General features: G+C 57.6%; 26 protein-coding genes, 1 tRNA gene and 1 CRISPR repeat array. Of the genes, 13 read left to right on the forward strand and 14 right to left on the reverse strand.

Going from position 1 to position 24,785, the window contains the following annotated elements:
• The first annotated feature begins 1 nt into the window (after position 1).
• A CRISPR array of direct repeats spans positions 2-1,348; the repeat unit is 29 nt; unit sequence CTTTCAATCCTACTTAGGTTCTATTTTAC.
• A gap of 453 nt (positions 1,349-1,801) precedes the next feature.
• From IEW66_RS05920 to cysS, 3 genes are all read right to left on the reverse strand, one after another.
• Positions 1,802-1,874: transfer RNA gene (locus tag IEW66_RS05920), tRNA-Asp, on the reverse strand.
• Positions 1,875-1,890: 16 nt separating this feature from the next.
• Entirely contained in the window at positions 1,891-3,105 is a 1,215-nt protein-coding gene (locus IEW66_RS05925) for a nicotinate phosphoribosyltransferase (RefSeq protein WP_188681264.1), read from the reverse strand.
• The gene (cysS, locus tag IEW66_RS05930) at positions 3,102-4,439 is read right to left on the reverse strand and encodes a cysteine--tRNA ligase (RefSeq protein ID WP_188681266.1); all 1,338 of its coding nucleotides are present in this window, start codon (positions 4,437-4,439) and stop codon (positions 3,102-3,104) included. The genes IEW66_RS05925 and cysS overlap by 4 nt, the downstream gene beginning before the upstream one ends.
• 107 nt (positions 4,440-4,546) lie before the next feature.
• On the opposite strand from cysS, the gene arsB reads away from it, so the two are divergent.
• Positions 4,547-5,824, forward strand: a complete 1,278-nt coding sequence (arsB, locus tag IEW66_RS05935) for an arsenical efflux pump membrane protein ArsB (RefSeq protein ID WP_229657524.1) — start codon at positions 4,547-4,549, stop codon at positions 5,822-5,824.
• On the opposite strand, the gene IEW66_RS05940 is transcribed toward arsB, so the two are convergent.
• The gene (locus IEW66_RS05940; protein ID WP_188681268.1) at positions 5,803-6,927 is read right to left on the reverse strand and encodes an MFS transporter; all 1,125 of its coding nucleotides are present in this window, start codon (positions 6,925-6,927) and stop codon (positions 5,803-5,805) included. The genes arsB and IEW66_RS05940 overlap by 22 nt on opposite strands.
• Positions 6,928-7,123: 196 nt before the next feature.
• On the opposite strand from IEW66_RS05940, the gene IEW66_RS05945 reads away from it, so the two are divergent.
• Entirely contained in the window at positions 7,124-7,471 is a 348-nt protein-coding gene (locus tag IEW66_RS05945) for a PH domain-containing protein (RefSeq protein WP_188681270.1), read from the forward strand.
• Between the two features lie 228 nt (positions 7,472-7,699).
• On the opposite strand, the gene IEW66_RS05950 is transcribed toward IEW66_RS05945, so the two are convergent.
• The 3 genes from IEW66_RS05950 to IEW66_RS05960 all read right to left on the reverse strand — a co-directional run bounded on the left by IEW66_RS05950 (position 7,700) and on the right by IEW66_RS05960 (position 10,807).
• On the reverse strand, positions 7,700-9,100 hold the full coding sequence (locus tag IEW66_RS05950) for an APC family permease (RefSeq protein WP_188681272.1): 1,401 nt from the start codon (positions 9,098-9,100) through the stop codon (positions 7,700-7,702).
• A 106-nt stretch (positions 9,101-9,206) separates the two neighbouring features.
• Positions 9,207-10,415, reverse strand: coding sequence for a diaminopimelate decarboxylase (locus IEW66_RS05955; RefSeq protein ID WP_188681274.1), 1,209 nt, complete (start codon positions 10,413-10,415; stop codon positions 9,207-9,209).
• A gap of 98 nt (positions 10,416-10,513) precedes the next feature.
• On the reverse strand, positions 10,514-10,807 hold the full coding sequence (locus tag IEW66_RS05960) for a Sec-independent protein translocase subunit TatA/TatB (RefSeq protein WP_188681276.1): 294 nt from the start codon (positions 10,805-10,807) through the stop codon (positions 10,514-10,516).
• A 120-nt stretch (positions 10,808-10,927) separates the two neighbouring features.
• Between IEW66_RS05960 and IEW66_RS05965 the strand changes: the two genes are divergently transcribed.
• Genes IEW66_RS05965 through IEW66_RS05975 form a run of 3 tightly spaced genes read left to right on the forward strand, consistent with a single transcriptional unit; the run spans position 10,928 to position 13,085 of the window.
• A complete protein-coding gene (locus IEW66_RS05965) occupies positions 10,928-11,335 on the forward strand; it encodes an SCP2 sterol-binding domain-containing protein (RefSeq protein WP_188681278.1) in 408 nt (135 codons plus the stop codon).
• Positions 11,329-12,465, forward strand: a complete 1,137-nt coding sequence (locus IEW66_RS05970; RefSeq protein ID WP_229657525.1) for an iron-containing alcohol dehydrogenase — start codon at positions 11,329-11,331, stop codon at positions 12,463-12,465. Before IEW66_RS05965 ends, IEW66_RS05970 begins: the two co-directional genes overlap by 7 nt.
• Positions 12,466-12,491: 26 nt before the next feature.
• Entirely contained in the window at positions 12,492-13,085 is a 594-nt protein-coding gene (locus tag IEW66_RS05975; RefSeq protein WP_188681282.1) for a class I SAM-dependent methyltransferase, read from the forward strand.
• Here IEW66_RS05975 and IEW66_RS05980 read toward each other — a convergent pair.
• A complete protein-coding gene (locus IEW66_RS05980) occupies positions 13,063-14,157 on the reverse strand; it encodes a DUF763 domain-containing protein (RefSeq protein WP_188681284.1) in 1,095 nt (364 codons plus the stop codon). The genes IEW66_RS05975 and IEW66_RS05980 overlap by 23 nt on opposite strands.
• An 86-nt stretch (positions 14,158-14,243) precedes the next feature.
• On the opposite strand from IEW66_RS05980, the gene IEW66_RS05985 reads away from it, so the two are divergent.
• The gene (locus IEW66_RS05985) at positions 14,244-14,546 is read left to right on the forward strand and encodes a DUF2175 family protein (RefSeq protein WP_075056955.1); all 303 of its coding nucleotides are present in this window, start codon (positions 14,244-14,246) and stop codon (positions 14,544-14,546) included.
• Here IEW66_RS05985 and IEW66_RS05990 read toward each other — a convergent pair whose 3' ends face one another.
• From IEW66_RS05990 to IEW66_RS06010, 5 genes are read right to left on the reverse strand one after another with little or no spacing between them, the layout of a single operon-like run.
• Entirely contained in the window at positions 14,547-14,732 is a 186-nt protein-coding gene (locus tag IEW66_RS05990) for a 30S ribosomal protein S27ae (RefSeq protein WP_188681286.1), read from the reverse strand.
• Between the two features lie 2 nt (positions 14,733-14,734).
• Positions 14,735-15,034: a 30S ribosomal protein S24e gene (locus IEW66_RS05995; RefSeq protein ID WP_075056957.1), complete on the reverse strand. Its 300-nt coding sequence runs from the start codon at positions 15,032-15,034 to the stop codon at positions 14,735-14,737.
• Entirely contained in the window at positions 15,027-15,518 is a 492-nt protein-coding gene (locus IEW66_RS06000; protein WP_188681288.1) for a GTP-dependent dephospho-CoA kinase family protein, read from the reverse strand. Before IEW66_RS06000 ends, IEW66_RS05995 begins: the two co-directional genes overlap by 8 nt.
• A complete protein-coding gene (gene spt4, locus IEW66_RS06005; protein ID WP_075056958.1) occupies positions 15,496-15,693 on the reverse strand; it encodes a transcription elongation factor subunit Spt4 in 198 nt (65 codons plus the stop codon). Before spt4 ends, IEW66_RS06000 begins: the two co-directional genes overlap by 23 nt.
• Positions 15,694-15,699: 6 nt before the next feature.
• Entirely contained in the window at positions 15,700-16,329 is a 630-nt protein-coding gene (locus IEW66_RS06010; protein ID WP_229657526.1) for a DNA-directed RNA polymerase, read from the reverse strand.
• Between the two features lie 82 nt (positions 16,330-16,411).
• Between IEW66_RS06010 and IEW66_RS06015 the strand changes: the two genes are divergently transcribed.
• The 6 genes from IEW66_RS06015 to IEW66_RS06040 all read left to right on the forward strand — a co-directional run bounded on the left by IEW66_RS06015 (position 16,412) and on the right by IEW66_RS06040 (position 22,217).
• Positions 16,412-17,557, forward strand: coding sequence for an acyl-CoA dehydrogenase family protein (locus IEW66_RS06015; protein WP_188681290.1), 1,146 nt, complete (start codon positions 16,412-16,414; stop codon positions 17,555-17,557).
• The gene (locus tag IEW66_RS06020) at positions 17,554-18,552 is read left to right on the forward strand and encodes an NMD3-related protein (RefSeq protein ID WP_188681292.1); all 999 of its coding nucleotides are present in this window, start codon (positions 17,554-17,556) and stop codon (positions 18,550-18,552) included. Before IEW66_RS06015 ends, IEW66_RS06020 begins: the two co-directional genes overlap by 4 nt.
• Positions 18,553-18,599: 47 nt before the next feature.
• Positions 18,600-19,856, forward strand: coding sequence for an arginine deiminase family protein (locus IEW66_RS06025; protein WP_188681294.1), 1,257 nt, complete (start codon positions 18,600-18,602; stop codon positions 19,854-19,856).
• 69 nt (positions 19,857-19,925) lie between these two features.
• Positions 19,926-20,573: a 30S ribosomal protein S3ae gene (locus tag IEW66_RS06030; protein ID WP_188681296.1), complete on the forward strand. Its 648-nt coding sequence runs from the start codon at positions 19,926-19,928 to the stop codon at positions 20,571-20,573.
• 141 nt (positions 20,574-20,714) lie between these two features.
• Positions 20,715-21,857: a thiolase family protein gene (locus tag IEW66_RS06035; protein ID WP_188681298.1), complete on the forward strand. Its 1,143-nt coding sequence runs from the start codon at positions 20,715-20,717 to the stop codon at positions 21,855-21,857.
• 3 nt (positions 21,858-21,860) lie between these two features.
• Positions 21,861-22,217, forward strand: coding sequence for a Zn-ribbon domain-containing OB-fold protein (locus IEW66_RS06040; RefSeq protein WP_188681300.1), 357 nt, complete (start codon positions 21,861-21,863; stop codon positions 22,215-22,217).
• On the opposite strand, the gene IEW66_RS06045 is transcribed toward IEW66_RS06040, so the two are convergent.
• On the reverse strand, positions 22,210-22,980 hold the full coding sequence (locus tag IEW66_RS06045; RefSeq protein WP_188681302.1) for an SDR family NAD(P)-dependent oxidoreductase: 771 nt from the start codon (positions 22,978-22,980) through the stop codon (positions 22,210-22,212). The genes IEW66_RS06040 and IEW66_RS06045 overlap by 8 nt on opposite strands.
• 110 nt (positions 22,981-23,090) lie before the next feature.
• On the opposite strand from IEW66_RS06045, the gene IEW66_RS06050 reads away from it, so the two are divergent.
• On the forward strand, positions 23,091-24,710 hold the full coding sequence (locus IEW66_RS06050) for a fatty acid--CoA ligase (RefSeq protein ID WP_188681304.1): 1,620 nt from the start codon (positions 23,091-23,093) through the stop codon (positions 24,708-24,710).
• Positions 24,711-24,785 lie beyond the last annotated feature (75 nt).

Below are 24,785 nucleotides of genomic sequence, written 5' to 3' on the forward strand. Positions count from 1 at the left end.
TCTTTCAATCCTACTTAGGTTCTATTTTACACATCCTAATATGCGGGGGAAGCGGCACCGGCAAAAGCTTTCAATCCTACTTAGGTTCTATTTTACCCGTAGCAACGCCGCTAACCAGTAGTCCCAGGACCTTTCAATCCTACTTAGGTTCTATTTTACCCTGGATATCCACACCTGTTTTAGAAAGCGAGAACGACTTTCAATCCTACTTAGGTTCTATTTTACTTAGCAAAAGAGGAAATGAATTGCATTATAATCGACTTTCAATCCTACTTAGGTTCTATTTTACATGGAGCGGGCGAAGGAGATCGCACAGAAGAGGCTCTTTCAATCCTACTTAGGTTCTATTTTACATAAAACCTATCCAGAACGATACCGGAAAACGACAACTTTCAATCCTACTTAGGTTCTATTTTACGGAATTGGATCGGCAATATATTACCATCAATATCAAATCTTTCAATCCTACTTAGGTTCTATTTTACCAATTCATGATACCATTTAGCGTCGAGATGCTGATCCCCTTTCAATCCTACTTAGGTTCTATTTTACCTCCATGAACCTGATAGCTATCTATTGTGGTCAATTTACTTTCAATCCTACTTAGGTTCTATTTTACTTCTGAATATAAATATAGTCCTGAGGAATGGAATAAATCTTTCAATCCTACTTAGGTTCTATTTTACTCTTTTGTTTGTCCATGACGATATTCATTTCCATCACTTTCAATCCTACTTAGGTTCTATTTTACTCGATTGCAAACGGATCAGGAAATATAATAATTGATCTTTCAATCCTACTTAGGTTCTATTTTACGTATTTGCAACCTATCATTGGGGTGGTTTAAAGAACTTTCAATCCTACTTAGGTTCTATTTTACTTTTTGTCTCGTTATTAGGAACGAGAGTGAAAAATATTATCTTTCAATCCTACTTAGGTTCTATTTTACCTCCTATACATCTAACAAAAGGGGCTAAATCGAATACTTTCAATCCTACTTAGGTTCTATTTTACTTAATATATGTGATACATCGTTAGAATTGGATATAGCCCTTTCAATCCTACTTAGGTTCTATTTTACAGACGTACGAGGTGAGGTTCTGATGTCCTATAACCCCACTTTCAATCCTACTTAGGTTCTATTTTACTTTTTAATAAAATATCCTAAAAGTGTAGATTTTCCAGCTTTCAATCCTACTTAGGTTCTATTTTACGTAAACATTGGAAATACTGTAAATATATCAGGAAGTGTACTTTCAATCCTACTTAGGTTCTATTTTACTCGCTAATCATAAAACATAGAGTGAGTAAGACACGATCTTTCAATCCTACTTAGGTTCTATTTTACCCGGCTAAGATGATCAGTTACTGACTATATTATCCTTAGCTTCGAAGTTCGTAAAACGTACATAACCGGAGGTTCTCGGGTGAGTATATAAAGGATCTGTACATTTCTTGAGCGATACCATATCAGATAAAGAGTCATTTAAGACATACCCGCTCAGGCGCAACTAGTATTTCTCTTATAAACTCCTTAAGCCATATTGAGATATCCCTTCAACAGAGGTAAGGCCAAAGTGATTTCATAGGTTCTCAACCCTTAGGTTCTCAACTAAATATACGATTCTAACTCATACAGGCCCAACTTCATTGACCGGGAATGTCCGAGTTCTCAACTAACTACACAATTCTGACTTCAATAAGTATGGTGGTGATATCTTTAGCGATTAATAGATTACTTCGCAATGCCACACAGGAATATCTCCACAGAAGCCTTAGGTTGAAAGGCCGATCGTTTGAGCGCCCCGGACGGGATTTGAACCCATGTCACGGGCTCGACAGGCCCGTATGATAGGCCACTACACTACCGGGGCAACGGGGAGGGGATTTTCACTGTTCAAATAAATTTTTCCCATTCCCCTCTCTCCTCTCTTTCCAGGCCCTCATCTTCCCTATTTCTCCCATCGTCCTTGACCTTATCTCTTCCGGCGTGGGGTACCTTGAGACCCTCCTTCCCCCCTCCAGGTAGGGGGCTAGCACGCCCTCAACTCTCCCTCCACACGGGCACTGCGGCCCGCCCTGGCCAGCGGGCACCACGTATGTGTTCCCGCATGAGGTGCACCTGAACACGTCCTTCCTGCCAGAGAACTTACCCCTCTTCGTCCTCGGCTCCCCGTCCACCTCCACTATGTCCAGGGCGAAGTCGAACGGCCTGGCCGAAGCGATGGATGTGCCTATGCCGAAGACCTCCGCCCCTGCCTGCACTAGGGAATCGAGGTTCTCCAGCGTTATGCCACCAGACACCATGATCCTGACGTCACTGTGGCCCCTTAGCGCCAGTTCCCACCTCACCTCCCTGATGAGCTGCTCGAAGTTGCCCCTCCTTGAAGATGGGGTGTCCAGCCTCATGACCTCCACGTCCGGGTTCTCTTCCACCGCCCTGATCGCGGAGAACTTCTCGTCCATGAACGTGTCGATTAGTATGACCTTCTTCCCCCTGGGCAGTGATTGGAGCGTGTACCTCCACGCGTCATCGTCACCAAGGATTATGGCCAGGGAGTGGGGCATGGTGCCGACTGCGTCCCTGCCTATGATCTCCGCGCCAATTATGCCGCTGACGCCGTCCGCGCCACCTATGTAGGCCGCCCTGTCGATCATGGGCGATATGCCCGGGTGCATCCTCCTTATGCCGAAGGAGTAGAAGGGTATGCTTCCCAGCCTCATCCTGACCCTGGTGGCGTATGTGGATATGCCCGAGGACTGGCATATGAAACCCAGGATGCTAGACTCGAACACACCGAACTCGGAATAACGGCCGGTTATGCTCATGAAAGGCACGGGGATGCCCCTGGAGTCCCTGGGGTTTAGTATTGTGCCCTCCGGGACGGCCCTGAGGTCGACGTCCTTGCCCTCCAGCAGCGATACCACCTCGTCCAGGCCAGAGAAGGTGACGAACGTGTCCAGCGGGCCTGAGACCGTGGCCTCCATGGTCACCACCGGGTCCCTGCCCACTTTCTTGAGCACCTCCATGGTCCTGGAGAAGTAAACGTCAGATGCCCTGCCTTCAAGGATATCCTCCTCTGTCGCTATGTTGAACCTCCTCAAGCGTACCACCACTCCGTCCTCTCCCCCACATCCTGGATCTCTATCCCGCTCTCCCTGAGGGCCTGCCTGATCCTGTCGGACACCTCGTACATCCTCATGGCCCTCATCTCCCTCCTTATGCCCAGAACGTTCTCAACGAGCTTCCCGGTATCGGCCTTTGGCCTCCTGAGTATGCCAAGGAACGCATCTGCCCACTCCAGGAACGACCTGAACTCCTGCACCCTCTCAACCCCCCTGGCGTTGGCCTCCCTGCAGGCCTCCACAACCACCCCTATGGCGCCCCTTGTGTCCATATCACTGTCCATGCAGGCCATGACCCTGCCACTCAGGTCGCCTGTATCAGCGGCCCAGGTGCCGGTGGTGGCCCTGTAGTAGGCGTTCTGTATGTACCTCCTGAGTTCGTCCGAGGCCCTTATGGTCTCCTCATCGAACTGCAGGGTGTTCCTGTACCCGGTGCCCAGAACATGGAGCCTCACGGTCTCCTTCGGGTACCGTCCAAGCAGCTCGCCTATGGTCACATAGTTCCTCAGTGACTTGCTCATCTTCTCCCTGCCCACGTTCACCATGCCTGTGTGCAGCCAGTACCGTGCCAGGTGCCTCCTGCCAGATATGGAACGCATCTGCGCGATCTCGTCCTCGTGGTGCGGGAAGATCAGGTCAGAGCCGCCGCCGTGTATGTCGTACTCCGGTCCGAAGTATGCCTCCGTTATCGACGTGTCCTCTATGTGCCACCCGGGCCTCCCATCACCCCAGGGTGAGGGCCAGTACGGCTCGCCTGGCTTCATGAACTTCCAGAGCACGAAGTCTCCGGGGTTCCTCTTCCCCTCGCCCTCCACCCTCATGTTCGGTATCAGCTCGGAGAGCTTCTGGTGCGACAGCTCCCCGTAGTCCGGGAAGGTGGTTATGTCGAAGTAGACGCCATCGCTGGATACGTAGGCATGGCCTGAATCGAGGAGCCTCTGCACCTGAGACAAGATCTCGTCCATGTAGAGGGTGCTCGGCGCGTACAGGTTCACGGAATCTATGCCCAGGGCCCCCATGTCCTCCATATAAACGCTTAGGAACCTGGAGGCCACCTGCCTGTAGTCCGTGCCCTCCTCCTGTGCCCTCTTGATTATCTTGTCGTCTATGTCCGTTATGTTCTGCAGGTAGAAGACGCTGTAGCCCTTCAGCCTCAGGTACTTCGCAACCGTGTCGAAGAAGACGTATGTGCGCGCGTGGCCCAGGTGGAAGTAGTCATACACCGTGGGGCCGCAGACGAACATGTTCACCCTCCCCCTGTGCATCTCCCTGAACTCCTCCTCGCGGCCGGAGAGGGTGTCCCTGATCCTCATCGGACGCAGGATGGACAGGATCACAATAATGTTTTCTCCGGGCCAGCCTTCCGGAGCACTCCTCACGTCCCGGAAAGTGTTATCTCACCATGCTCCATTCCGCCCTGTTGATCCTGAAGTTCGCCCTCGCCCTGGCGGTGTTCGCGCTCACCCTCTACCTGGTCACGGCAAGGCCGAAGGGCCTGCAGATAGGCTTCGGTGCCATGATAGGTGCAGCCTTGGCACTCCTGGCCGGCATAACCCCGCTCCGTGACGTTGCCACCGTCTGGGGCATCGTGTGGGACTCCACCTTCACCTTCGTTGCCATCGTCGTCATGTCGCTGGTATTTGACGAAGCCGGCTTCTTCGAGCACATCTCGAAGAGGGTGGAGGCCATGACGCACGGGAGCACCAGGAAACTCTTCACCTACAACATACTCCTCGGCGCAGCGGTCTCTGCCCTCTTCTCCAACGACGGCGGGGCCCTGGTGCTCACGCCCATAATATACTCGGTCATAAGGCGCACGGATATACCCGCACACAGGTACCTGGCCTTCATCATGTCGACGCAGTTCATCACAGACACTGCGAGCATACCCTTCGTGATAAGCAACCTCGTGAATATCATAGGGTCGACATACTTCTCCATAACGTTCCTCCAGTACTTTCTGCACATGTTTTTGCCGTTCGCCACCTCCGTTCTATCGTCTCTTGCCATGCTCTACCTGGTCCTGGGCAGGGGCCTGCCGGAGAGGTTCCACTACACGCCTCCCGCAGATACCTACAAGGACGAGAGGGTCATCGCCCTCGCCATCCCGTTCATGGCCTCACTGATCGCCGTCTACTTCGCCACCAGTTTCCTGAACGTGCCTGTTGCATTCATAGCCGTGCCTGCCGTCGCTGGCCTTGCTGGATACGCTGCCGCCAGGGGCCGCATCTCAGTGTCCAGGATACTGAGGGAGGCACCGTGGCAGATCATAGTCTTCTCGCTCGGCATGTTCATCGTCGTATATGGCCTGGGGAACAGCGGCATGACGCAGTACCTCGCTTACGCACTCTCCAGGATACAGGCCACTGGCCCTGTCGCTTCCACGGTCCTGTCGGGCTACATGTTCGCTGGCATGGCGGGCCTTATGAACAATTTGCCCTCTGTGCTCCTTGGCAACCTGGCCATAGCACGCCTGCATGACCCGGGCATACTGCCGTATGTGAACGTGATAGCCAACGACATAGGGCCGAAGTTCACACCCATAGGGTCACTGGCGACCCTGCTCTGGATGTACACGCTGGAGAGGAAGAGCGGTATGAGGGTCTCTGCCCTCTATTATATGAAGATAGGCACAGTCACCGCACTGCCGGTGCTCACACTCACCCTCCTATCCTCCTACCTCGCCTCCCTCCTCTGATCCCTGAAGAAGGGGAATGTGGCGAGCATGGCCAGGGACGATGCGGATGCGAGGACAACAGTGTTCCCGACGCCGAGGATGGGGCCAGCCAGGGAGCCCAGGGCCTGGCCGATGTACATGAAGGTGTTGGATAGGCCGATCACCGAGCCGTATTCACCCCTCACGGAGGCTAGGAGCATTGGGACGAAGAGAGCCTCGAAGAGCGAGTAGCCCAGGAGGAAGAGCGTGTTCGAGACGTAGATGAAGGGCCTCGACGGCAGGATGATGTGCACTGGCAGTGATATCAGCAGTACAGCTGATGCAGTCAGGGCGAATGGCCTCCTCCCCTTTATGTCAGCCAGGCCGGAGAGGCCCACGGCGATCGCTCCGCCGATGACGGCAGGGATCAGGAGGTAAAGGTAATAGGAGTTCAGGCCTATGCCCAGGCTCTGGGTGAAGTAGAAGAAGGCGGAGACGAGGATGCCCGATGCAATGGACGGTATGTAGAGGGGCGATGGCCTAGCGGGGCCGTGCAAGCGTTCCCCGCGCACCTCACTCAGGCCCGGGACGAGTGCAAGGGAGAGGAGGGCCAGAACGCCGGATACTAGGAAGACGTAACTGAGCCCTATGACCGATGCCAGTACGGGCCCGAGAGCTATGCCCAGCAGGAGGGCTGCACCAACGGCAATGCCCGCGATGGCTGTGGCCCTGCTCCTGAACTCCGGTCTCACGCTCTCCTGGAGGAGCGCGTTTGTGCTCACCGAGACGCTACCCACCCCGGACAGGGCCCTGAAGGCTATGAGGCCGTAGATGCTGAAGGGGTGGAAGGAGAGTATGTTGCCGAGGGCGAAGGGCACAAGGGCGATGGCGACAGAGGGCCTCCTGCCCATCCTGTCGGAGACAACGCCCATGGGGTACTGCGATACCAGGAGCAGGATTGGCTGGGCGGCGTAAGCAAGGGATACGAGGAGGTCCGATGAGGTGAACTGCCTCGCATAGAGCACCACGACAGGGAAGGTGAGGAAGAGCGCCATGTACCTGAGGAAGTCCAGTGCGGATACGTTGCGGATGCTCCTTATCTCGTCCCGTGAGAGTGAGGAGAACACACTGCGTGAGGGAAACATGGGTTAATTCAGTTTCCATCGCGTAAAATTTTAGGCCCCGTGGCCAAACCGGGCTCAAATGAAGAAGCGCGCCTCTATTCCAGGCCCGCGCATTTAATCCTTTTACTGCATGCATGCTGCGATCTGACCAGGCATTCGCGAAACCTCACCACGGGTGTGCGAAAGTTTAATCTCAAACCTCGGGAGTTACTCGCACATGGGTGTTGAGGAGTTCCTAGCTCCCGGTGAGACCGTGAGGTTTGCATCCAGGGATACCGTGACGTACCAGGACCAGGAGTACGAGTTCTACATAACGGACAGGAGGCTCATATGGTTCAGCTCAAAGGGGCTGATATTGAAGAAGAAGAACCTGCTGTCCGTGCCCATAGAGCAGGTCAGGAACGTTGCCTACGAGGAGAAGGGGCTGGTGAAGAAGAGGGCCAGGATAGAGATCATCATGGCGGACAGGCGCTATGAGTTCTCGGGCACCGCGCAGTCCATGAGGGCCATATACGGCGAGCTGCAGGCCCATATGGTACCTGCGGGGAAACAGGGCACACAGTGATGGCGCACAGGTGGGCAGGGAAGGTAAGGCGCGGTGGGGCCCTGTCTGGGTACTGGCCAGCGGGACCAGGCCCGGGCAGTACCGCAGGCTGCGCTCCCCATCGCCATCAGTCCCCATGCAAACATGGTGAGGATAATTACAAGGGGATTGCGTGAAACCGTCCCCTGTCGGGATGGGGAACCCTGTCCCTCCACGGACTCATGTCAGGTATTCCCGTTCCGGTGGTGGTCAGAGGCTGAACTCCCCCACCCTCTCGATGGCAGTGCTCCTGTTCCTGTATGCCAGGTATGTTATGACTATGGCGGCAAGGTAGATGCCGGCAATCCACGCGGAGTAGTTCAGGGGTGCAGGCGGTGCGGGGTAGACCGTGTAGAAGATCGCTACAGCTATGGCTGCTGCCACCAGTACAGGTATCACCGTGTGGACGAGGGCCCTGAGATCCCCCTTCCTCCTGTGGTAGGCTGTGAGGCCTATGCCGGCGATGGCGTGGTTGGAGAGGGAGAAGATGGAGTTGCTTATTATCAGGAAGACACCTGCGGTCAGCGGGCCCAGGACGATGCCAGACACTATGGCTATCACAGCCGCCAGGGCGCCGTTGAATATGACCATCCTTCCCGGGGCACCGTGCCTGTTCACCCTGGCCATCCACTGCGGGAAGAGGATGCCGTCCCTGGCGAAGGCGTATGACGTCCTGACCGCCGCGGTCTCGAAGGACACGCCGGAGGAGTTGAAGCTGTTCACTATGAAAACTGCAAAGACTGCGGCCACTGCCGGGCCGAGGAATTTCGCGTATATTATGATGCCCGGGTCGCTGAGGCCCGCGTAATTGAACATGTCCGCTATGCCGTATGATATGGTCTGCGAGTAGCAGTTCAGGATTATCGCCAGGCCCAGGATGGTCGCCAGGAGGGCTAGCGCGAGAGGAACGTTTTTCTTCGGGTTCCTGGTCTCCTCCGCCACTGGCACAACTGTGTTCAGGCCGCCGAACGTCGCTATGCCAAGCACCATGGCGACCAGTAGCGTGGTGGCACTGTTCCCTATCGGTTGGGCTGTGAAGGCCACGGGCGATATGGAGCTGTGGTTCACAACAAGCAGCGCTATGGAGGTGCCGATCAGGAACGCTATCTCGGCCAGGCCGGTGTAGAGCACATAGCGCATGGACGGCTTTATGCCCAGGTAGTTCAGGGCGGAGGTCTCCGCTATCACAGCCAGGGTTATGGGTATCCAGAGCCATGGGTACGCTTTTGCAACTCCAGGGAAGATCACGTATAGGAACGATGAGAGGCCAAGGACGGCGAAGCCTGTGTAGCCCAGGAGGTAATAGTAATAGTAGGTTGTGCCGGCATAGAAGGAGAGGAACCTCCCGGCCCTGTTGAAGGCCTTCCTGTGGTACGCAGCCCAGGAGTAGGCCGAGGCCACCTCCTTCGACCACTCGTACGTTATGAGCGTCATGCCAAGGTATATCAGGAAAGAGAGCGTTACGACAAGCGGGAGCGAGCCTCCGACTATGCCTGCGAGGCTAACGAAGAAGAGCGCAGTGACGGCCGCGGGCCCGTTCGTGCCCAGTCCTTGGGCGAAGGCGTCCCAGAGCGTCAGGACACCCCTCCTGAGTCCCTGTTCTCCTGCCATGAGAGGTAAAATGTGGCACGTACAATATGAATGTTTGGAAATGCGTTCTGGATATTCGCTCTGAAATGGAAGATATTCCCGGCACCATGACGGGATCGTTAACGTGTCACTGCAGATAGAGTGCCACCATGTCCTCCAGGCTGGGCCTCCTCCTCACGAGCCTCGGACTGCCGTCCAGCATGACTTCCGCGGGTGTTGGGAGGAGGTTGTAACTGGATGCCATGGAGGAGACATAGGCACCGCAGTTCCCCACAACCATGAGGTCGCCGGGTGACGGCACAGGCATCCTCAGGCCCCTTGCTGTGAAGTCAGTGTTCTCGCAGGCCTGGCCCACGACATCGAACTCACCCTCATCGCGCTCCGACCTGTAGAGGAAGAGGATCGGGTGGGACGCGCCGTACAGCGGTATGCGTATGAGCGTATTCATGCTCACGTCAGTGCCCACGTATACCCGGTCCGCCACCTTGACCTCTGTCACGGTTGCGATCAGTAGGCCCGCCTCTGCCACAAGGTACCTGCCCGGTTCTATCACCAGGCCAGGAGATCCGGGTATGCCGGCGGAGAGGATGGCCTCATTCGCGAGCCTGGCTGCCCTCTCAAGGTCAAGGGGCTCCTGGCCCTCAGCGTAGGGCACGCCGAAGCCTCCGCCGATGTCGATGTAGTCGAACGCTATGCTGCACCTTGCGGACACTTCCAGCGCTGCCCTTGCCGCAGCCTCAGCCACGGCGCCGAAGAATTCCGGATCAAGGTTGTTCGAGCCCAGCATCATGTGGAGGCCGAAGCTGCAGGCGCCGTGCTCCCTTGCGGTGGAATAGGCCCTAATGGCATCGCCCAAGGGCATACCGAATTTGCTCCCATGGCCTCCAGTGGTTATCGCGCGGAACTGGCCGGAGCCGAAGCCAGGGTTTATCCTGAACGAGACGCGCTCCGGCCCCATGTCCATGACCTTCTTGTACTGCTCGAAACAGTCGAAGTTCACAGCAATGCCGTTTTCCAGGAACCAGATGAGATCCTCCCTGGAGGCGTAGCTGGGCGTGGCCATGACCCTGTCACGGGTAAAGCCCAGTGAGAGCGAGAGCTTTGCCTCGTTGACGGTGGAGGCATCGATGCCCGCACCCAGTCCCCTCAGGACAGAGAGGATCGGAGGGCTCGGGTTTGCCTTGCAGGCATAGTGCACATCCGCCTTTCCGAACGCCCTCTTCATTCTGGCATACCTGGAGCGGATCGTTCCAACATCGTAGACTATGAGCGGCGTACCGAATTCTTCCGCCAGTGACCACAGCGTCCCGGCACCTATACCTTCGTGGAACCGCATTTCCGGTGGGGAGAATCGCTCAATTGATTAAAAAACAGACCCTGCGTGTGGAATGGTGCAGGCTTCCCTGCCGGACGCCCGGGTGAGGTACGCTCCAGTTATTCCTTCTTTACGCCCAGCACCTGTGCTATCTCGGACCTCAGCTGGTCATCGCTCTTGCCATCCACGCTTATGCCCAGGTTCCTGGCGGCCTCCCTCACGTTCACGGTGGCCTGCTGCTGGGGCGTGTAGTTGATGGCGTTCCTAATCTCCCTCTCTATCTCCATCTTGCCCCTCTGAAACTCACCCGATGCCCTGCCCAGGCTCCTGGCCAGTTCCGGTATCTTCTTACTCCCGCCGAAGAGAATGACCGCCACAATCAGTATCTCGAGGATCTCCTCAATACTGATCATTGCTGAGTCATAGTTAGGACATATATTAATCCAACCATGGACGAAATTGAACACTGTCGATCGCCGTATCTAAAGCACGGTGTAGATAAGATAGATATACAGAATCGTACTCTTAACCGCATGGCGAAGTTCCCCAGCGAGGAGTGGGTGAAGCAGTACGTGGAGAAGCTCAACAGCAACCCCGATTACGAAGACGCGGCCAGGAACTGGGAGGGCGATATAACGTTCGTGGTTAAGGGAGATGAGAGGTTCGCGGGAGAGGCATACCTGTACCTCGATCTGTACCACGGGAAGTGCAGGGGTGTCGCCTATGCCTTCAACGACTCCTCGGGCCTTAAGAAGAGCGAGTTCAGGTACATAGGCACATATTCGAACTGGGTGCGCCTGCTGAAAGGGGAGATCGACCCGATACAGGGCGTGCTCATGGGGAAGTTCAGGCTTGAGGGCCCCATGGTCAAGGTCATGAGGTACACAAGGGCGGCGAAGGAGCTGGTGAGGACCGCTGCAATGGTGCCTACGGAGTGGTAGGGTTGTGGTTCTTCAGGGTTCCGCAGGTTGTCTTTGGCGAAGATGCCCTATCGTTTCTGTCGACACTGGGCATCAAAAGGGCCTGCATAGTGTGCGACAGGTATCTGGCCGCTGCGGGGATGCCACAGAGGGTCATGAGGTTCCTGGACGGTGCGGAAGTGGCCGTGGTCAGCGACTTCGGTGAGGAGCCATCTCTCGGAGATGTGGAGAGGAACCTCACGCAGGTCAGGGAATTTGGCCCGGACTGGTTCCTGGGCCTGGGAGGCGGTTCGTCCATGGACATGGCCAAGATCCTCTTCGCCCTGTACGAGAGGCCGGACATCAGCGCGTACGACATAACTCCCCTTGTGCCCCTGGGCCTCAGGAAGAGGGCCAGGCTGGCGCTCATACCGACCACGAGCGGCACGGGCTCGGAGTGTTCCTGGGCAGCGGTGCTCTCCGATGAGGGGCACAGGAAGAACGAGCTGGCTTCGCCGGAGATCATGGCCGACTATGCCATCCTTGACCCCTCCCTGGTGCTTGGCCTGCCGAAGGGCGTGACGAGGAACACCGCGGTCGATGCGATAACGCACTCCGTTGAGGCGTACGCAAGCGCCTGGAGGAACCCTTACTCCGACGCCATGGCGGAGAAGGCCTTCGAGCTGATAGTGAACAGCATCCTTCGGGTCCTGAAGGACCCGTCAGACGTTACTGCCAGGGGGAACGTGCACATAGGTGCCTCCATGGCCGGCTCTGCCTTTTCGAACTCACAGATAGGCCTCGCCCACGCCCTGGGCCACGCCCTGGGCTCGCACTTCAGGGTGCCACATGGCATGTCCGTGGGCCTCTACCTGCCATCGGTGGTGAGGTTCAACAGCCAGGCCGTGCCGGAACGGTACAGGAGGCTGAACTCGCTCGTGCCAGATGGGATACGGAAGGGCACCCTCGATCTCTCCCTCCAGGCCCTGTTTTCGGAAATGGGGCAGCCGCTGAGCGTTGACGAGGCCGGGATCGACAGGTCAAGGTACCTGGAGAGCCTGGAGGGCATGGTAGCAGTCGCATCTGAATCCACAGGCACAGTGGGGAACGCAAAGGACGCGTCCACATCTGACATACGCACCCTGCTGCTCTCCGTGCTGCCTGAAAAATGATTAATAGCCTCACCCGATCTGTGACCATGGGCGTGCCAGGGGTTGACTTCGGCCAGTACCACCACTCCACAAGGGAGGAGAGCGAGGCGCTGAGGCAGAGGATCGCATTGATCTTCTCAAGGGCCTTCTCATACCTCGAGGAGAGCAGGTTCTCCCCATCATCCGTTGTGGACCTCGGTGCCGGCCTTGGGTTCCTAACCCACCTCGTCCTTTCAAGGTTCCCCAGGGCCAGGGCCACGCTGGTGGACACATTCTCAGGCCACGGCCTCCGTGGAGCCTCGGTGGACAGGGCTAGGGCCAATATGGAGGCCCTCGGCTACGCGCAGAGGGTGGACTTCTACGTGGCTGACGTGCGCTCCCTGCCCTTCAGCGACGCGTCTTTCGACATGGCCGTGACGAGCCTGGTCTTCCACAACCTGAGCGATGGGGTTCAGAGGGCTTTCTCGGAGATGCAGAGGGTTGTGAGGCCCCTGGGCTACATGCTGTACGGCGACATATTCATCGAACTGGAGAGGCACAGGGATTACCTCAGCGGCTGCAGGGTGATGCAGAAGTATGAGGAGAGGCTCGGCGAGGAGATGTTCTACACGCTCTACGTCATAAGGAAGGACCCTGACTAGACCTCTCCCTGCTTAGCTTCGATAAGTTCTCTATCAGTGTCCTTGTCCTCCTGTCCCCGCGGTCAAGCGAACCGACCGCTTCCCTGAAGAACTCTATGGCCCTGTCGTAGTCCCTGACGTTGACAGGCTTCGGGACGCCGTCCTTGCCGCCCACCGCGAAGGAGAACTTCACGGGGTCGCGGGTTGATGCCTTCTCTCCCGTTATGACCTCTGCCATGTAAGAGATGGCGCGCAGCGTGCTCTTTCCAAGGCCAGGCATGTCCACCAGCTGCTCGAAACCCGTCACGTCGTACTCGTACAGCTGCCGCAGCCTCTTCCAGTCCACCCTTATGTCCAGGTTCAGCACCGGCTTACCGGTACTGTCCAGCGTCCTCTGGCCACCTATTGCGAACATTGACATGAGGCTCTCTGGCCTCTCCCTTAGGACCTCGACCATTGCCCTCCTGTTCCCCCTGCTTGATGATGCCGTGAGGTCAAGGACGCTGTCCTGCGGGACAGGGGCGGATATGCCCTCCCTGTTGTCGTCCAGCATGGTGCCCATTGTGCCGCTGTACCAGTGGTACCTCCTGGCCATCCTCTTACCCTCGTTCATCCCCTGCTGCACCACCGAGAAAGTGCCGGAGCCAACCACAAGGAACTGCATGTAGAGGTCGTAAGAGTCCTGGAGGAAGGCGTCGTCTATCCTGGCAACCCTCTTCGCCAGCCTCATTGTCGTGTCTGCGTCACCTATGAGGCCAGCGCTTTCCGCGGCCTCGACCTCCTCCCTTGTCGCTGACATGTGCCTCCCCTTGCCACCTGCCACAGCGATCTCCCCTGGGTGCCTGGAGTAATATTCCTTGATGGCCGAGAGCGTTGCGGTGGTCGTGCCGCTTGAGTTCCAGTCAAAGCCTATTACCAGCGACAGGGCATGGAACCAGAAGGGGTCAGAGAAACGCCTCACGAGCTCCTTCGCGCCGTAGACCTGCACTATGGTGTCGCAGAGCAGGCCGCCCAGTTCGACCATCCTCCTGTACAGGTATTCCGGCGGGTGGCCGTAGTGGAGGGGGAGGAGCGAGAAGCCTGTCCTATTCACGCCATGCCAGTGCTGAAATGCATATAAGGCATTCCCATCGCTGCGCAGCCACAAAAATTTTAAGATCGGGGAGGCCATCACACCCTATGGCGGAGTTCAAGTGCTACGTCTGCGGAAAGAAGGTGCTGACCGGCGAGAAGTTCACCTTCACCAAGAGCGGGTCCGTGCACTACGACTGCTTCATATCCGAGAGGAGAAAGCAGGTGAGCGATGACAAGCAGGAGCAGCTCAGGGCCCTCTCGATCATACTCGACATAGAGCTTCAGCACCTCCTGAACGTGCTGTCAATAAAGGTGGACGATGAGAAGGCGCAGGAGATCGTCAAGAAGAAGTACAAGGATATAGAGGCCGCTGCGGGTGACACGACCAGGCAGATAAGTGCCCTCTGATCACCTGCCGCCTTTCTTTTCCTCTTTTCCGGTCTGCTTCTTCTTAAACTCGGTGTACCCGCACCGCCCGCACGATAGCCTGTCCTCGTGCTCCGCGAGGAACACGCCGGGGCCACACCTGGGGCAGTACCTCCTCTCCCTGACTACCTTTTCCCCCTCAAGCTTGTACAGTTCCCTCTTCTGCATCCTCAGCTCGCCTCTTTCTGCTTCAGCCCGTTCCTTATCAGTTCGTAGTCAGGCTCGTACAGCATCGCGCTCTCCCTGTCCCTGTAGACCTTGGCGTAGCCGGTGATCGCGTGCTGCCCTGCCTCCTGCAGGTTCCTGTCCACTATGACCAGGCTGCTGTCCACTCCCAGGTTCCTGGCCAGCAGCTGCCTGACCTCGTCCCTCTTCGGTGTGGGTTCCCTGCCGAAGAGGACCCTGTAGCGCACTTCCTTCCTCTTCAGTAATACGTTGTCCCTTGTCTCCAATACCTTGAGCTCAGCCATTGACCATCATCTCCAGCATCCTCGTAACTCTATCCTTCTCCTCAGGCGTGACCCTTATGCATGCCATGCCAACGTCCGGGACGCCGTAAGCCACCACCGTATTGAGAGGTGCGTAAAAAATTATCGGGATCACCGCCAGGTCCTCCTCTCCCTCCACCTCGATCCTCTTTGGCCTGCCGGTGAGGAAGGCATCCCTTATCTCGATCATGAGGTCGTGGGATATGGTGCCCGCCTCGTTGATCACGCGGACTGAGCCTTCGATGTGCTTGAATGAGGCCTCGCCCCTCTTCGTCTTGAGATCCACGACCTCAACGAAGGGCCTTATGCCTGCCCCCCTGAGCCTCTCGGTCGTCACGTCCCCCACAGACGCCACCATGGCCTCGGACCTCAGGTCTTCTGGGGTGCAGATCCTGTGCTCGAACCTCGATACCCTTTCCCTGACACCGGGGGGCAGGACGAGCCTACTGCCTGACCTTAATTGCATACCTGCCCTTCTCCCTGTACCCTCCTGCCTCCGCTATGACGGAGTGCTCCGGGTCCTCGATGATCACGAAACCGGCCCACTCGTTTGTAGTCTTCTCCTCGGGGTGCACCGAGCACACCTCGTCAGTGGTGAGCCTCTTACACTTCCTGCATGCCCTGTACTCTGCCTTTGCCATGGCACATCACGCCTGTACCTTCTTCTCCGCAAGCCACTGGATCTTGCCTAGGCCCATCTGCTTCATGGTGAGGCCTATCCTGCTGTCGGCGATGGATGAGGAGCTCAGGTTTATGTGCACTATCTTCACCCTGACCTTGTCACCCACCTTCAGGTCCTTCTTGGTGTCCTTGCCTATGAACCTCTGGTTGCCCAGGTCTATGTCGATCCTGTCGTCCATGATCTGGCCTATGTGGAGCAGGCCCTCGAAGGGCCCGATCTTTATGAACGCGCCGAACTTCTGCACCGACACCACTGTGCCCTCGACGATCTCCTGCATTTCCGGATAGAATGCGATTGCCCTGTACCTTACCCTCTGGTAGACGCCACCGTCACCATGGACTATGGTGCCGTCACCCTCTGCGCTCACATCGGTCAGCGTGACAATGTAGCACTTGCCAAGGTTCCTGCCGGTCTTCTCATCGTTAACGTCAACAAGCTGGCCCTCCAGCTTCTCCCTGGCCACCCTCTCCACCACTTCATCGTAGTCCTCACCCAGGAGCTGGGGCGGTATCCTGACAACTTCCTCATCATCAATCTCAACGTACATGTGTGAATCTTCAACCTCCCTGAGAACGTCCAGAGCGTACAGCTCCACAGGTAATCGCTCATGAAAACTTAACTTTTTGCCTCTCCCTCTGAAGTGCATGCATTATATCGGTACCGGCCATATACTCACCATGCTGTCAGAAGAGCTGGAGATGCTCAGGTCAAACGTCAGGGAGTTCGTCTCAAGGCATGTGGAGCCCATCGCCAGGGAGGTTGATGAGAGGGACGAGTTCCCCAGGGAACTCTTCAGGGAGATGGGGAAGCAGGGATACCTTGGCATCACCGTGCCGGAGAGGTACGGTGGCTCTGGCCTGGGCTACACGGCACAGTCTGTGGTGCAGGAGGAACTCGGTTATTCCTCCGCATCGATAGCGCTCTCCTACGGTGCACACAGCAACCTGTGCCTTGATAACCTCTACAGGAACGGGAACGAGCACATAAGGGAGGAGTTTGTGCCCAGACTGTGCTCTGGCGAATGGATAGGTTCGCTCTGCCTCACTGAGCCGGGTTCCGGCTCCGATGCGCTTGCCATGAGGACAAGCGTCACAGAGGACAGGGGCGAGTTCGTCCTAAACGGGAGTAAGACGCTGATCACCAACGCGCCGTACGCGGACCTCATGCTTGTCTACGCCAGGGACGGGGACGGGTACTCCGCATTCGCTGTGAGGGCAACGGACAGGGGAGTTTCGAAGGGCTCGAAGTTCTCCAAGATGGGCATGCGCGGATCGCCCACAGGGGAGCTGCACTTCCAGGACGTCAGGCTTGGCCCAGAGAGGCTCGTGGGCCAGAGGGGGAAGGCCAGGGACGTGATACTGAGCGGCCTGAACATGGAGAGGGTGATCCTGGCCTACCTGTTCCTGGGCCTCGGGAGGAGGGCCTTCGACATGGCCATGGCGTACAGCGTGCAGAGGAAGCAGGGTGGCAGGGAGATAAACGAGTTCGAACTGGTCGAGCAGAAGTTAGCGAACATGTACACTTACCTTAGGACGAGCAGGCTCCTGTGCGACGACGCGCTGGGGGCTGTGAGCAGGGACCCGATGGACGGCGTCGCGGCATCATCCGCCATATACTGGACAGCCGAATCGGCGGAGTACTGTGCCAGGGAGGCTGTGCAGGTGATGGGTGGCTACGGCTACATCAGGGATTCCGGGGCGGAGAGGCTCCTGAGGGACGCTGTCCTGGGGCAGATAGGAGCGGGCACCAGGGAGATAAGGGAGCACGTGATCGCCAGGGGCCTGGTTAAAAGGTATAAGAGAGAGGGCTCAATACGGATATGATGCTGTGCGTGAACTGCGGTGCCAGGGAAGCGGAAGGGGGGCCACTGTGCAGGCAGTGCACCGCAGCCCTCCTGGTCGTGAGGGAGGGGAAGAAGCAGAGGATAGAGGTGTGCCCCAAGTGCAGCTCCATCCACGTGGGCGGGAAGTGGTACAGCGCGGACAGCACCGCTCCGCTGGCCAGGCTCCTGGCATCGTCCTTCCACTTTGAAAACGCGTCGCATGTCAGGGTAGATGAGGCCAGCCTTGACCTGGGATCATCCACCATAAGGGGCAGGGCAACGGCCACAGTGAAGGGTGTCGATGTTTCACTGGACCTTGAGAGGGAGGTGTTCGTTGCCAGGGTCTCCTGCCCGGTGTGCAACAGGGTCACTGGCTCCTACTATGAGAGCATACTCCAGATCAGGACGTATTCCGGGTCGAACAGGAAGCTTCTGGAGGAGGCACTCTCGGTGGTGGAGGAAACGGTCTCAGCGCGCTCAAGCGACCCCTCGTCATTCATATCGAAGGTCGAGTGGCTGCCGGAGGGTGTCGACATATACATGGGCAGGAAGAACGATGGGCAGAGGGCCGCGGCAGCGCTGAGGTCGAGGTACGTGAGCACGGTCAGGGTCAGCAAGAGGCTCGCCGGCTACCGGGAGGGCAGGGAGTTCCACAGGTTCACATACAGCGTCAGGATCCTGGACCTGTCAAGGGGGACAGCCATTAACATGGGCGGGAAACACTACCTCGTCTCGTCCATCTCCGGCTCTGCAGTCCACCTGGTGAACACCGGCGACTGGAGGGAGGAACAGGTTGCGCCGCAGGAGTTCTTCACAAGGCAGTGGGAGCAGAGCAGCGTGCAGCCGGAGAGGAGGCGCGGCCTCGTCCTGGCCAGGAGGCAGGGTGAGACAGACCTCATGGATATGTCCACGTACAGGGTCGTGACGGCCAGGGGAGAGGCCCAGAGCGATGAGGTGGAATACATAGTCTTCAGGGAGCAGGCGTACATAATCTGAGGACACAACACTTAATCTATGCATTTGACCTAACGGTGCGGGTTGTCATGCAGATCAGGTCAGAGTGGGACACGCTGAGGGAGGTCATGGTGCACAGGCCGGAGGTGGAGATCGAGTACGCCATGCTCGCACCGAGGCCCTTCCTCTTCGAGAGGGTGTTCAACACAAGGATAGCGCTGGAGGAGCACCATAGGCTTGAGGATACCCTGAAATCACTGGGCGTCAGGTGCCTTGTCCTGAAGGACACGGTTGTCGAGACTGCGGATAGGGACAGGGCTTTCAGGGAGAAGCTGGAGAGGAGGATACTTGACAGCGTGCGCTTCTTCGGCTCCGTGCAGTCCGTGGAGGCGGCAAAGAGGGAGCTGGAGAGGAACGTGCACGAGATGGACTCGTCAACGCTCTTCAGGATCCTGACCCTGGAGCCCTCCATTGACCTGAAGAAGGACAATGGCTCCGTGGTGGAGTATCCCACAGTCTATTCCAACCTGCCACTTGCGAACCTCTACTTCATGAGGGACCAGCAGGCCGTTTCGCAGGCAGGCATAATCTTCGGCAACATGAGGAAGAGGCAGAGGGCCAAGGAGGCAGACATAACGGAGTTCGTCTTCAGGGAGGCCCTGGGCCTCAGGAACACCTTCAGGGTGGGCGGTGAGGGCACGTTCGAGGGAGGCGACTTCATGCCTGCAGGCGACTTCGCGCTCATAGGTACAGGGCCAAGGACGAACCTGCAGGGCGCAATGCAGGCAATGTCCTCCGGCCTCATGGACTTCGATGAGGTGGCCGTGGTGGACAACCCGGTCTACGACTTCATGGACAGGGAGAGAGACCAGATGGCCAACATGCACCTGGATACATTCTTCAACATAGCTGGAAAGGGCCTTGCCGTTGCTTCGGTGGAGCTCATGAAGAAGGCCAGGGTCTCGGTATACTCGAAGTCCCAGAGGGGCAGGTACGAGAGGATGGCCGATACCACTCTGTATAACTACATCAGGCAGAACGGCTACGACATCCTGGACCTGAGCGTGGGCGAGCAGCTGTGCTACGCCTCCAACTTCCTCACGGTCTCGGACAGGAAGATAGTGGCCGTGGACACGCAGGGGGTGGCCAGGAAGCTGATGGGTGCGGGCGTGCTTGGTGACCAGGTGCTTTCAATCCTGAGGAAGGAGCTGGACGGGCGCAGGATGTTCCCGGACAGCCAGGCGGTGAGGGACTTTGGCATCGATGTCGTGAAGCTCGACCTCAGCGAGCTCACTGGCGGGTACGGAGGGGCGCACTGCATGACCGCGGCACTGGCCAGGTCGTAGGATCGAAAGGTTTAATTGTCGCTCAAAATTACGAAATATTCAAAATTCCACGCTTCACAGAGGGATTGGATGGCAAAGGAAAAGGTTCAGAAGAAGGCAAGGGACAAGTGGCGGGAGAAGGTATGGTTCACGATAATGGCGCCTGACTTCCTGGGCGGGAAGGAGATAGCCATGAGCCCGGCCGAGGACGGGGAGGCCATGGTGTCCAGGAAGGTGGAGGTACCGATATCAGACCTTACGGGCAACTTCAAGAGGGCCAACGCAAAGGCCATCTTCCAGGTCACGGGCTGCCAGGGCTCCAAGTGCTCCACACAGTTCATAGGGCACTACCTCAGCGACGATTACATAAGGAGGATGGTCAGGAGGAGGAAGGAGAGGATAGATATAATTAGGGACTACACGACCTCCGACGGGTCTGTTGTGACGTTCAAGGTCGTGATCGTGACTGACGGCAAGTTAACGAACACCAAGAGGCTCCAGATAAGGCACACCGTTGACGGGATGCTCGAGTCAAAGATCAGGGGCATGGGCTTCCAGGACACCGTGCGCTACATAATAGGCGAGGACATATACAACGACATCATAGAGAGCACCAAGGACATATACCCCATAAAGAAGGTGGAGCTCAGGAAGACAGAGGTGAAGGGCCAGTCCGTGCAACCGGCACAGGGCGAGCAGCAGCAGGAAGTGGAGACCGAGGCCCCTGCAGGTAGCTGAGAGAACAGGCAGGGAACCGGACCTCTCCCATATGGCCTCAGGGGAGAGGCCATGGCACTTTTTCAAGCGTAGAGTTAATTTTTCATCGCCAGGCCTTTTCAAGTCCCGATACTGATAAGAGGAGTGAGGGGATCGCTGGCCATGGGACCCACGGTGGCCGGATACGGCCAGTTCATAGAGAGGAAGAGCAGCCTTTCCTCGATGGAGATATTCGCCAGGGCCTCATCGGAGGCCATGGGCATGGCGGGCCTGTCCCCGGGTGACATAGACGGGTTCCTCTTCGCCACAACGCCCGGGTGCGTGGAGCCTCCGGAGAGGATGATGCTAGCGGACCAGGTCGCCGGATACCTCGGCCTGCATGGCCTGGGCTACATGGAGCACCTGGACATAGGTGGCGCGTCATTCAACGCCATGGTTTTCAGGGCAGCGAGGGCTGTGGATGCGGGCCTCGCCAGGAACGTCCTGGTGCTCGGCGGCGGCAAGGGCAGCATGAGGAAGGAGGCGGCACTGGCCGGCCACAGCTACGAGAGGTATTACACCCCAGCGGCCAGGGCAAGGGAATACCTGCCGCTCAGCGACTACGCAATCCTTACCTCACACTATAACACTGTGAATGGAGGTGAGGACAGGGGCAGGGCCATGATAGCGGTGAGGGAGAGGGAGAACGCGAACCTGAACGGTGGGGCCTTCTTCAGGGGCCCACTGGATGCTGATGATATCCTCGAGTCCCCCGTTGTCTCTGACCCACTGCACCTCCTGGAGTGTGCCTCGCCCTCCGACGGCGCCTCAGCCTTCATAGTGTCCTCCTCGGCCGGGTCTGACTGTTCCGTCTCGATCCTCTCCTATTCAGAGGCGCATGACCCCAGGCCGCTCTTCGAGAGGCCCGAAATGCTGAAGACGCCGGCACACAGGAGCATACCTTCGGCCATGTCCGCTGCCGGCGTGTCCGCAGGGAAGGTCGACCTCGTGATGCTCTACGACGCCTTCACGACCATGGTCATGCTGGAGGTGGAAGCGGCCGGGCTGGCGGAGAGGGGAAAGGGGTGGAAGTACGCGGAGGAGAACAGCTTCGGGCCGGAGTCGAGCACGCCTATCAACACTAACGGTGGCACGCTGAACACCACACAGCCAGCTTTCATGAGCGGGGGCGTGATACTGCACGAGGCCCTCGAGCAGCTCTGTGGCAGGGCGGGCAGGAGGCAGGTGAAGGGCGCCCAGAGGGCCATGGTGAACGCCATAGGCGGCATCATGAACCACTCCACCACCATAGTGCTGGGGGTGTGAGCCGTGCTGCTGGAGATCGAGGAGAAGTATATGGAGGCGGAGCGCTCTGGCCTCCTGCCCTACTGCGTGTGCAACATGTGCGGCCACAGGTTCTTCCTGCCTAGGGCCCACTGCCCAGCCTGCCTCTCCAGCGACGTATCGGTCACTGCGTCTGATGTCACAGGTAAGCTGGTTGCGTTCACGGTCATAAGGAGGGTCTTCAGCGAGCCAGTTGCGGTCGGCATTGCTGACTTCGGTGGCCTCCTGGTGCACGGTAACATGACGACCGCGGAAGGCCTGGCCGTGGGCATGGAGGTCAGGGTCGCCGGCGCATCCACGTCAGGGTCGCCTCTCCTGGCCCCTGCAGGGCGCACTACGTGACGGAGAGCCCACCGTCGATGACGTATGTTTGGCCGGTGATGTATGAAGCGCGGTCTGAGCAGAGGAAGAGGGCCAGGTCCGCGACGTCCCTGGTCGTCGCAAGCCTGCCAAGCGGTGCCCTCCTGGACACCGCCCGCCTGAACTCCTGCGGGTCAATGGAAGACTGCTCAGCGTACCTCCTCACCATGTCAGTCTCGGCCCAGCCTGGAGCTATGGCGTTAGCCCTGACCCCGTAGCGCCCGTACTCCGCAGCAATGGACCTTGTGAGCATGATGAGTGCGGCCTTGGAGGCAGAATAGGGCATGCCGTTGTGCACCGGTATTAACCCGCCCAGAGATGCTATGTTCACTATGGACCCCCTGCGCTGGCCCGCCATCTCCCTCAGTGCATGCCTGCACATCAGGAACGCACCGGTGAAGTTCACCCTCATTATCCTGTCAAGGTCAGCCGGGTCTATGTCCGCCACCGGGGCTGGCCTCCCGTCTATGCCGGCGTTGTTGATGAGTACATCCACAGACCCGAAGGACTCCCTGGCCAGCCTCACGGCGGATGCGCAGTCCCCGTCCAGGGAGACGTCTGTGCGGAGGAAGATGGCCTCGCCCCCGGAGTCCCTTATCATCCTCTCCGTCTCCCTACCCGCCGCCTCGTTGAGTTCGGCAACGACGACCTTCGCGCCCTCGGAGGCGAAGAGCAGTGCTATCTCCCTCCCTATGCCGCTGCCTGCACCTGTCACTATGGCGCTCCTTCCCCTGATCCCTTCCATGGTGTGAGAAGGGCACGGTGGTAGAGAAATGTAACCCTTCCGGGGAAGCAGGGGGAGGAAAAATGGATGGTTTCGGTGATCTTTATATACAGTGTTATGTTGATTATAATATGCCGGAATATAATTATCAGCTAATACTGAAGAATATCTTTCCATCGGCAATGTGGGACCACCCGGACCAGGAGATAGTGTACAGGGAGCTGAGGCGGTACAGACTGGCGCAGTTCTACGACAGGGTGTCAAGGCTGGCATCCGGGCTCTCAAAGATCGGGGTGAGGATGGGTGACAGGGTCGCTGTGCTTGACTGGGACACGGACAGGTACATGGAGGCGTACTACGCGATACCCATGATGGGTGCCGTGCTGCACACGGTCAACATAAGGTACCCGCAGGACCTCATATTCTACACCATGCAGCACGCGGAGGACTCGTTCGTCATACTCAGCGAGGAGTTCCTGCCCGTGATAGAGAGGACATCGAACCTCTTCAGCTTCGTTAGGGGCTGGATCGTCCACTCCGACACGAAGAAGGAGGTGAAGACCTCTCTCCCCAACGTCTACCAGTACGAAGACCTTGTGTCACATTCGGAACCATACGAGTTTCCGGACCTGAGTGAGAACACCACTGCCACGATATTCTACACCTCGGGCACAACGGGCCTGCCGAAGGGTGTGACCTTCACTCACAGGCAGCTGGTGCTTCAGGCCATGGCCAACTCCCTGGTGGGCAACAGGAACCCGCTGCACCTGAACGAAGACGACGTCTACATGAGCCTGGTGCCAATGTTCCATGTGCATTCATGGACAATGCCCTACTTCGTCGTGATCTCGGGCAACAAGTACGTGCTGCCCGGCCGCTTCGACGTGAAGAGGGTCCTCGATCTCATCAAGAATGAGGGCGTGACCTACTCCTTCATGGTCCCGTCGATCCTCTACATGATACTGACGCACCCGGAGGTCGACCAGTACAGGGACTACCTGAGGGGCTGGAAGGTATCGGTCGGTGGCTCGGCCCTCCCCAAGGGGCTCGCTGAGATGGCCTCAAAGTTTGGTATAACCACCATAGGCGGCTACGGCCTATCGGAGACGTGCCCGGTGCTCACCGTTGCGACCTACACCAGGAGTGTTAAGGCAATGAGGGAGGAGGAGCAGATCGAATACAGGATAAGCACGGGGATCCCGCTGCCCCTTGTTAACCTCAGGGTCGTAGATTCCAATGGCAAAGACGTTAAGAGGGACGGTAAGACCATAGGGGAGATAGTTGTCAGGGCCCCGTGGCTCACGAAGGAGTATTACAAGGACCCGGAGAAGACGCAGGCACTGTGGAGGGACGGCTGGCTACACACCGGCGACCTTGCCACCATAGACACGATGGGATACCTGCACATAGTGGACAGGGAGAAGGATGCAATCAAGAGTGGAGGAGAGTTCATACCCTCTCTCCTCCTGGAGGACATAATATCCCTGGCGCCCGGGGTGGGCGAGGTTGCGGTGGTGGGGAAGCACGACGAGAAGTGGGGCGAGAGGCCCGTGGCCTTCGTCACGAAGAAGGGAGACGTGACGGAGAAGTCCATACTGGAGTTCCTGGAGAAGCAGGCATCCGCGGGCAGGATACAGAAGTGGTGGATACCAGACAGCATAGTCTTCGTGGACAGCATGCCCAGGACGAGCACAAACAAGATCGACAAGAAGGAGCTCAGGAAGGTCCTGGAGGCAGGGGTCAGGGGGTGAGGCCCTCACTGCCACCGGATCTCGTGCCTCCGTCGCTGGAAGAGTGCACCCGGATGGCGGATCGGTTCTGGGAGC

Source organism: Thermogymnomonas acidicola, from assembly GCF_014646795.1.
GTDB lineage: Archaea > Thermoplasmatota > Thermoplasmata > Thermoplasmatales > Thermoplasmataceae > Thermogymnomonas > Thermogymnomonas acidicola.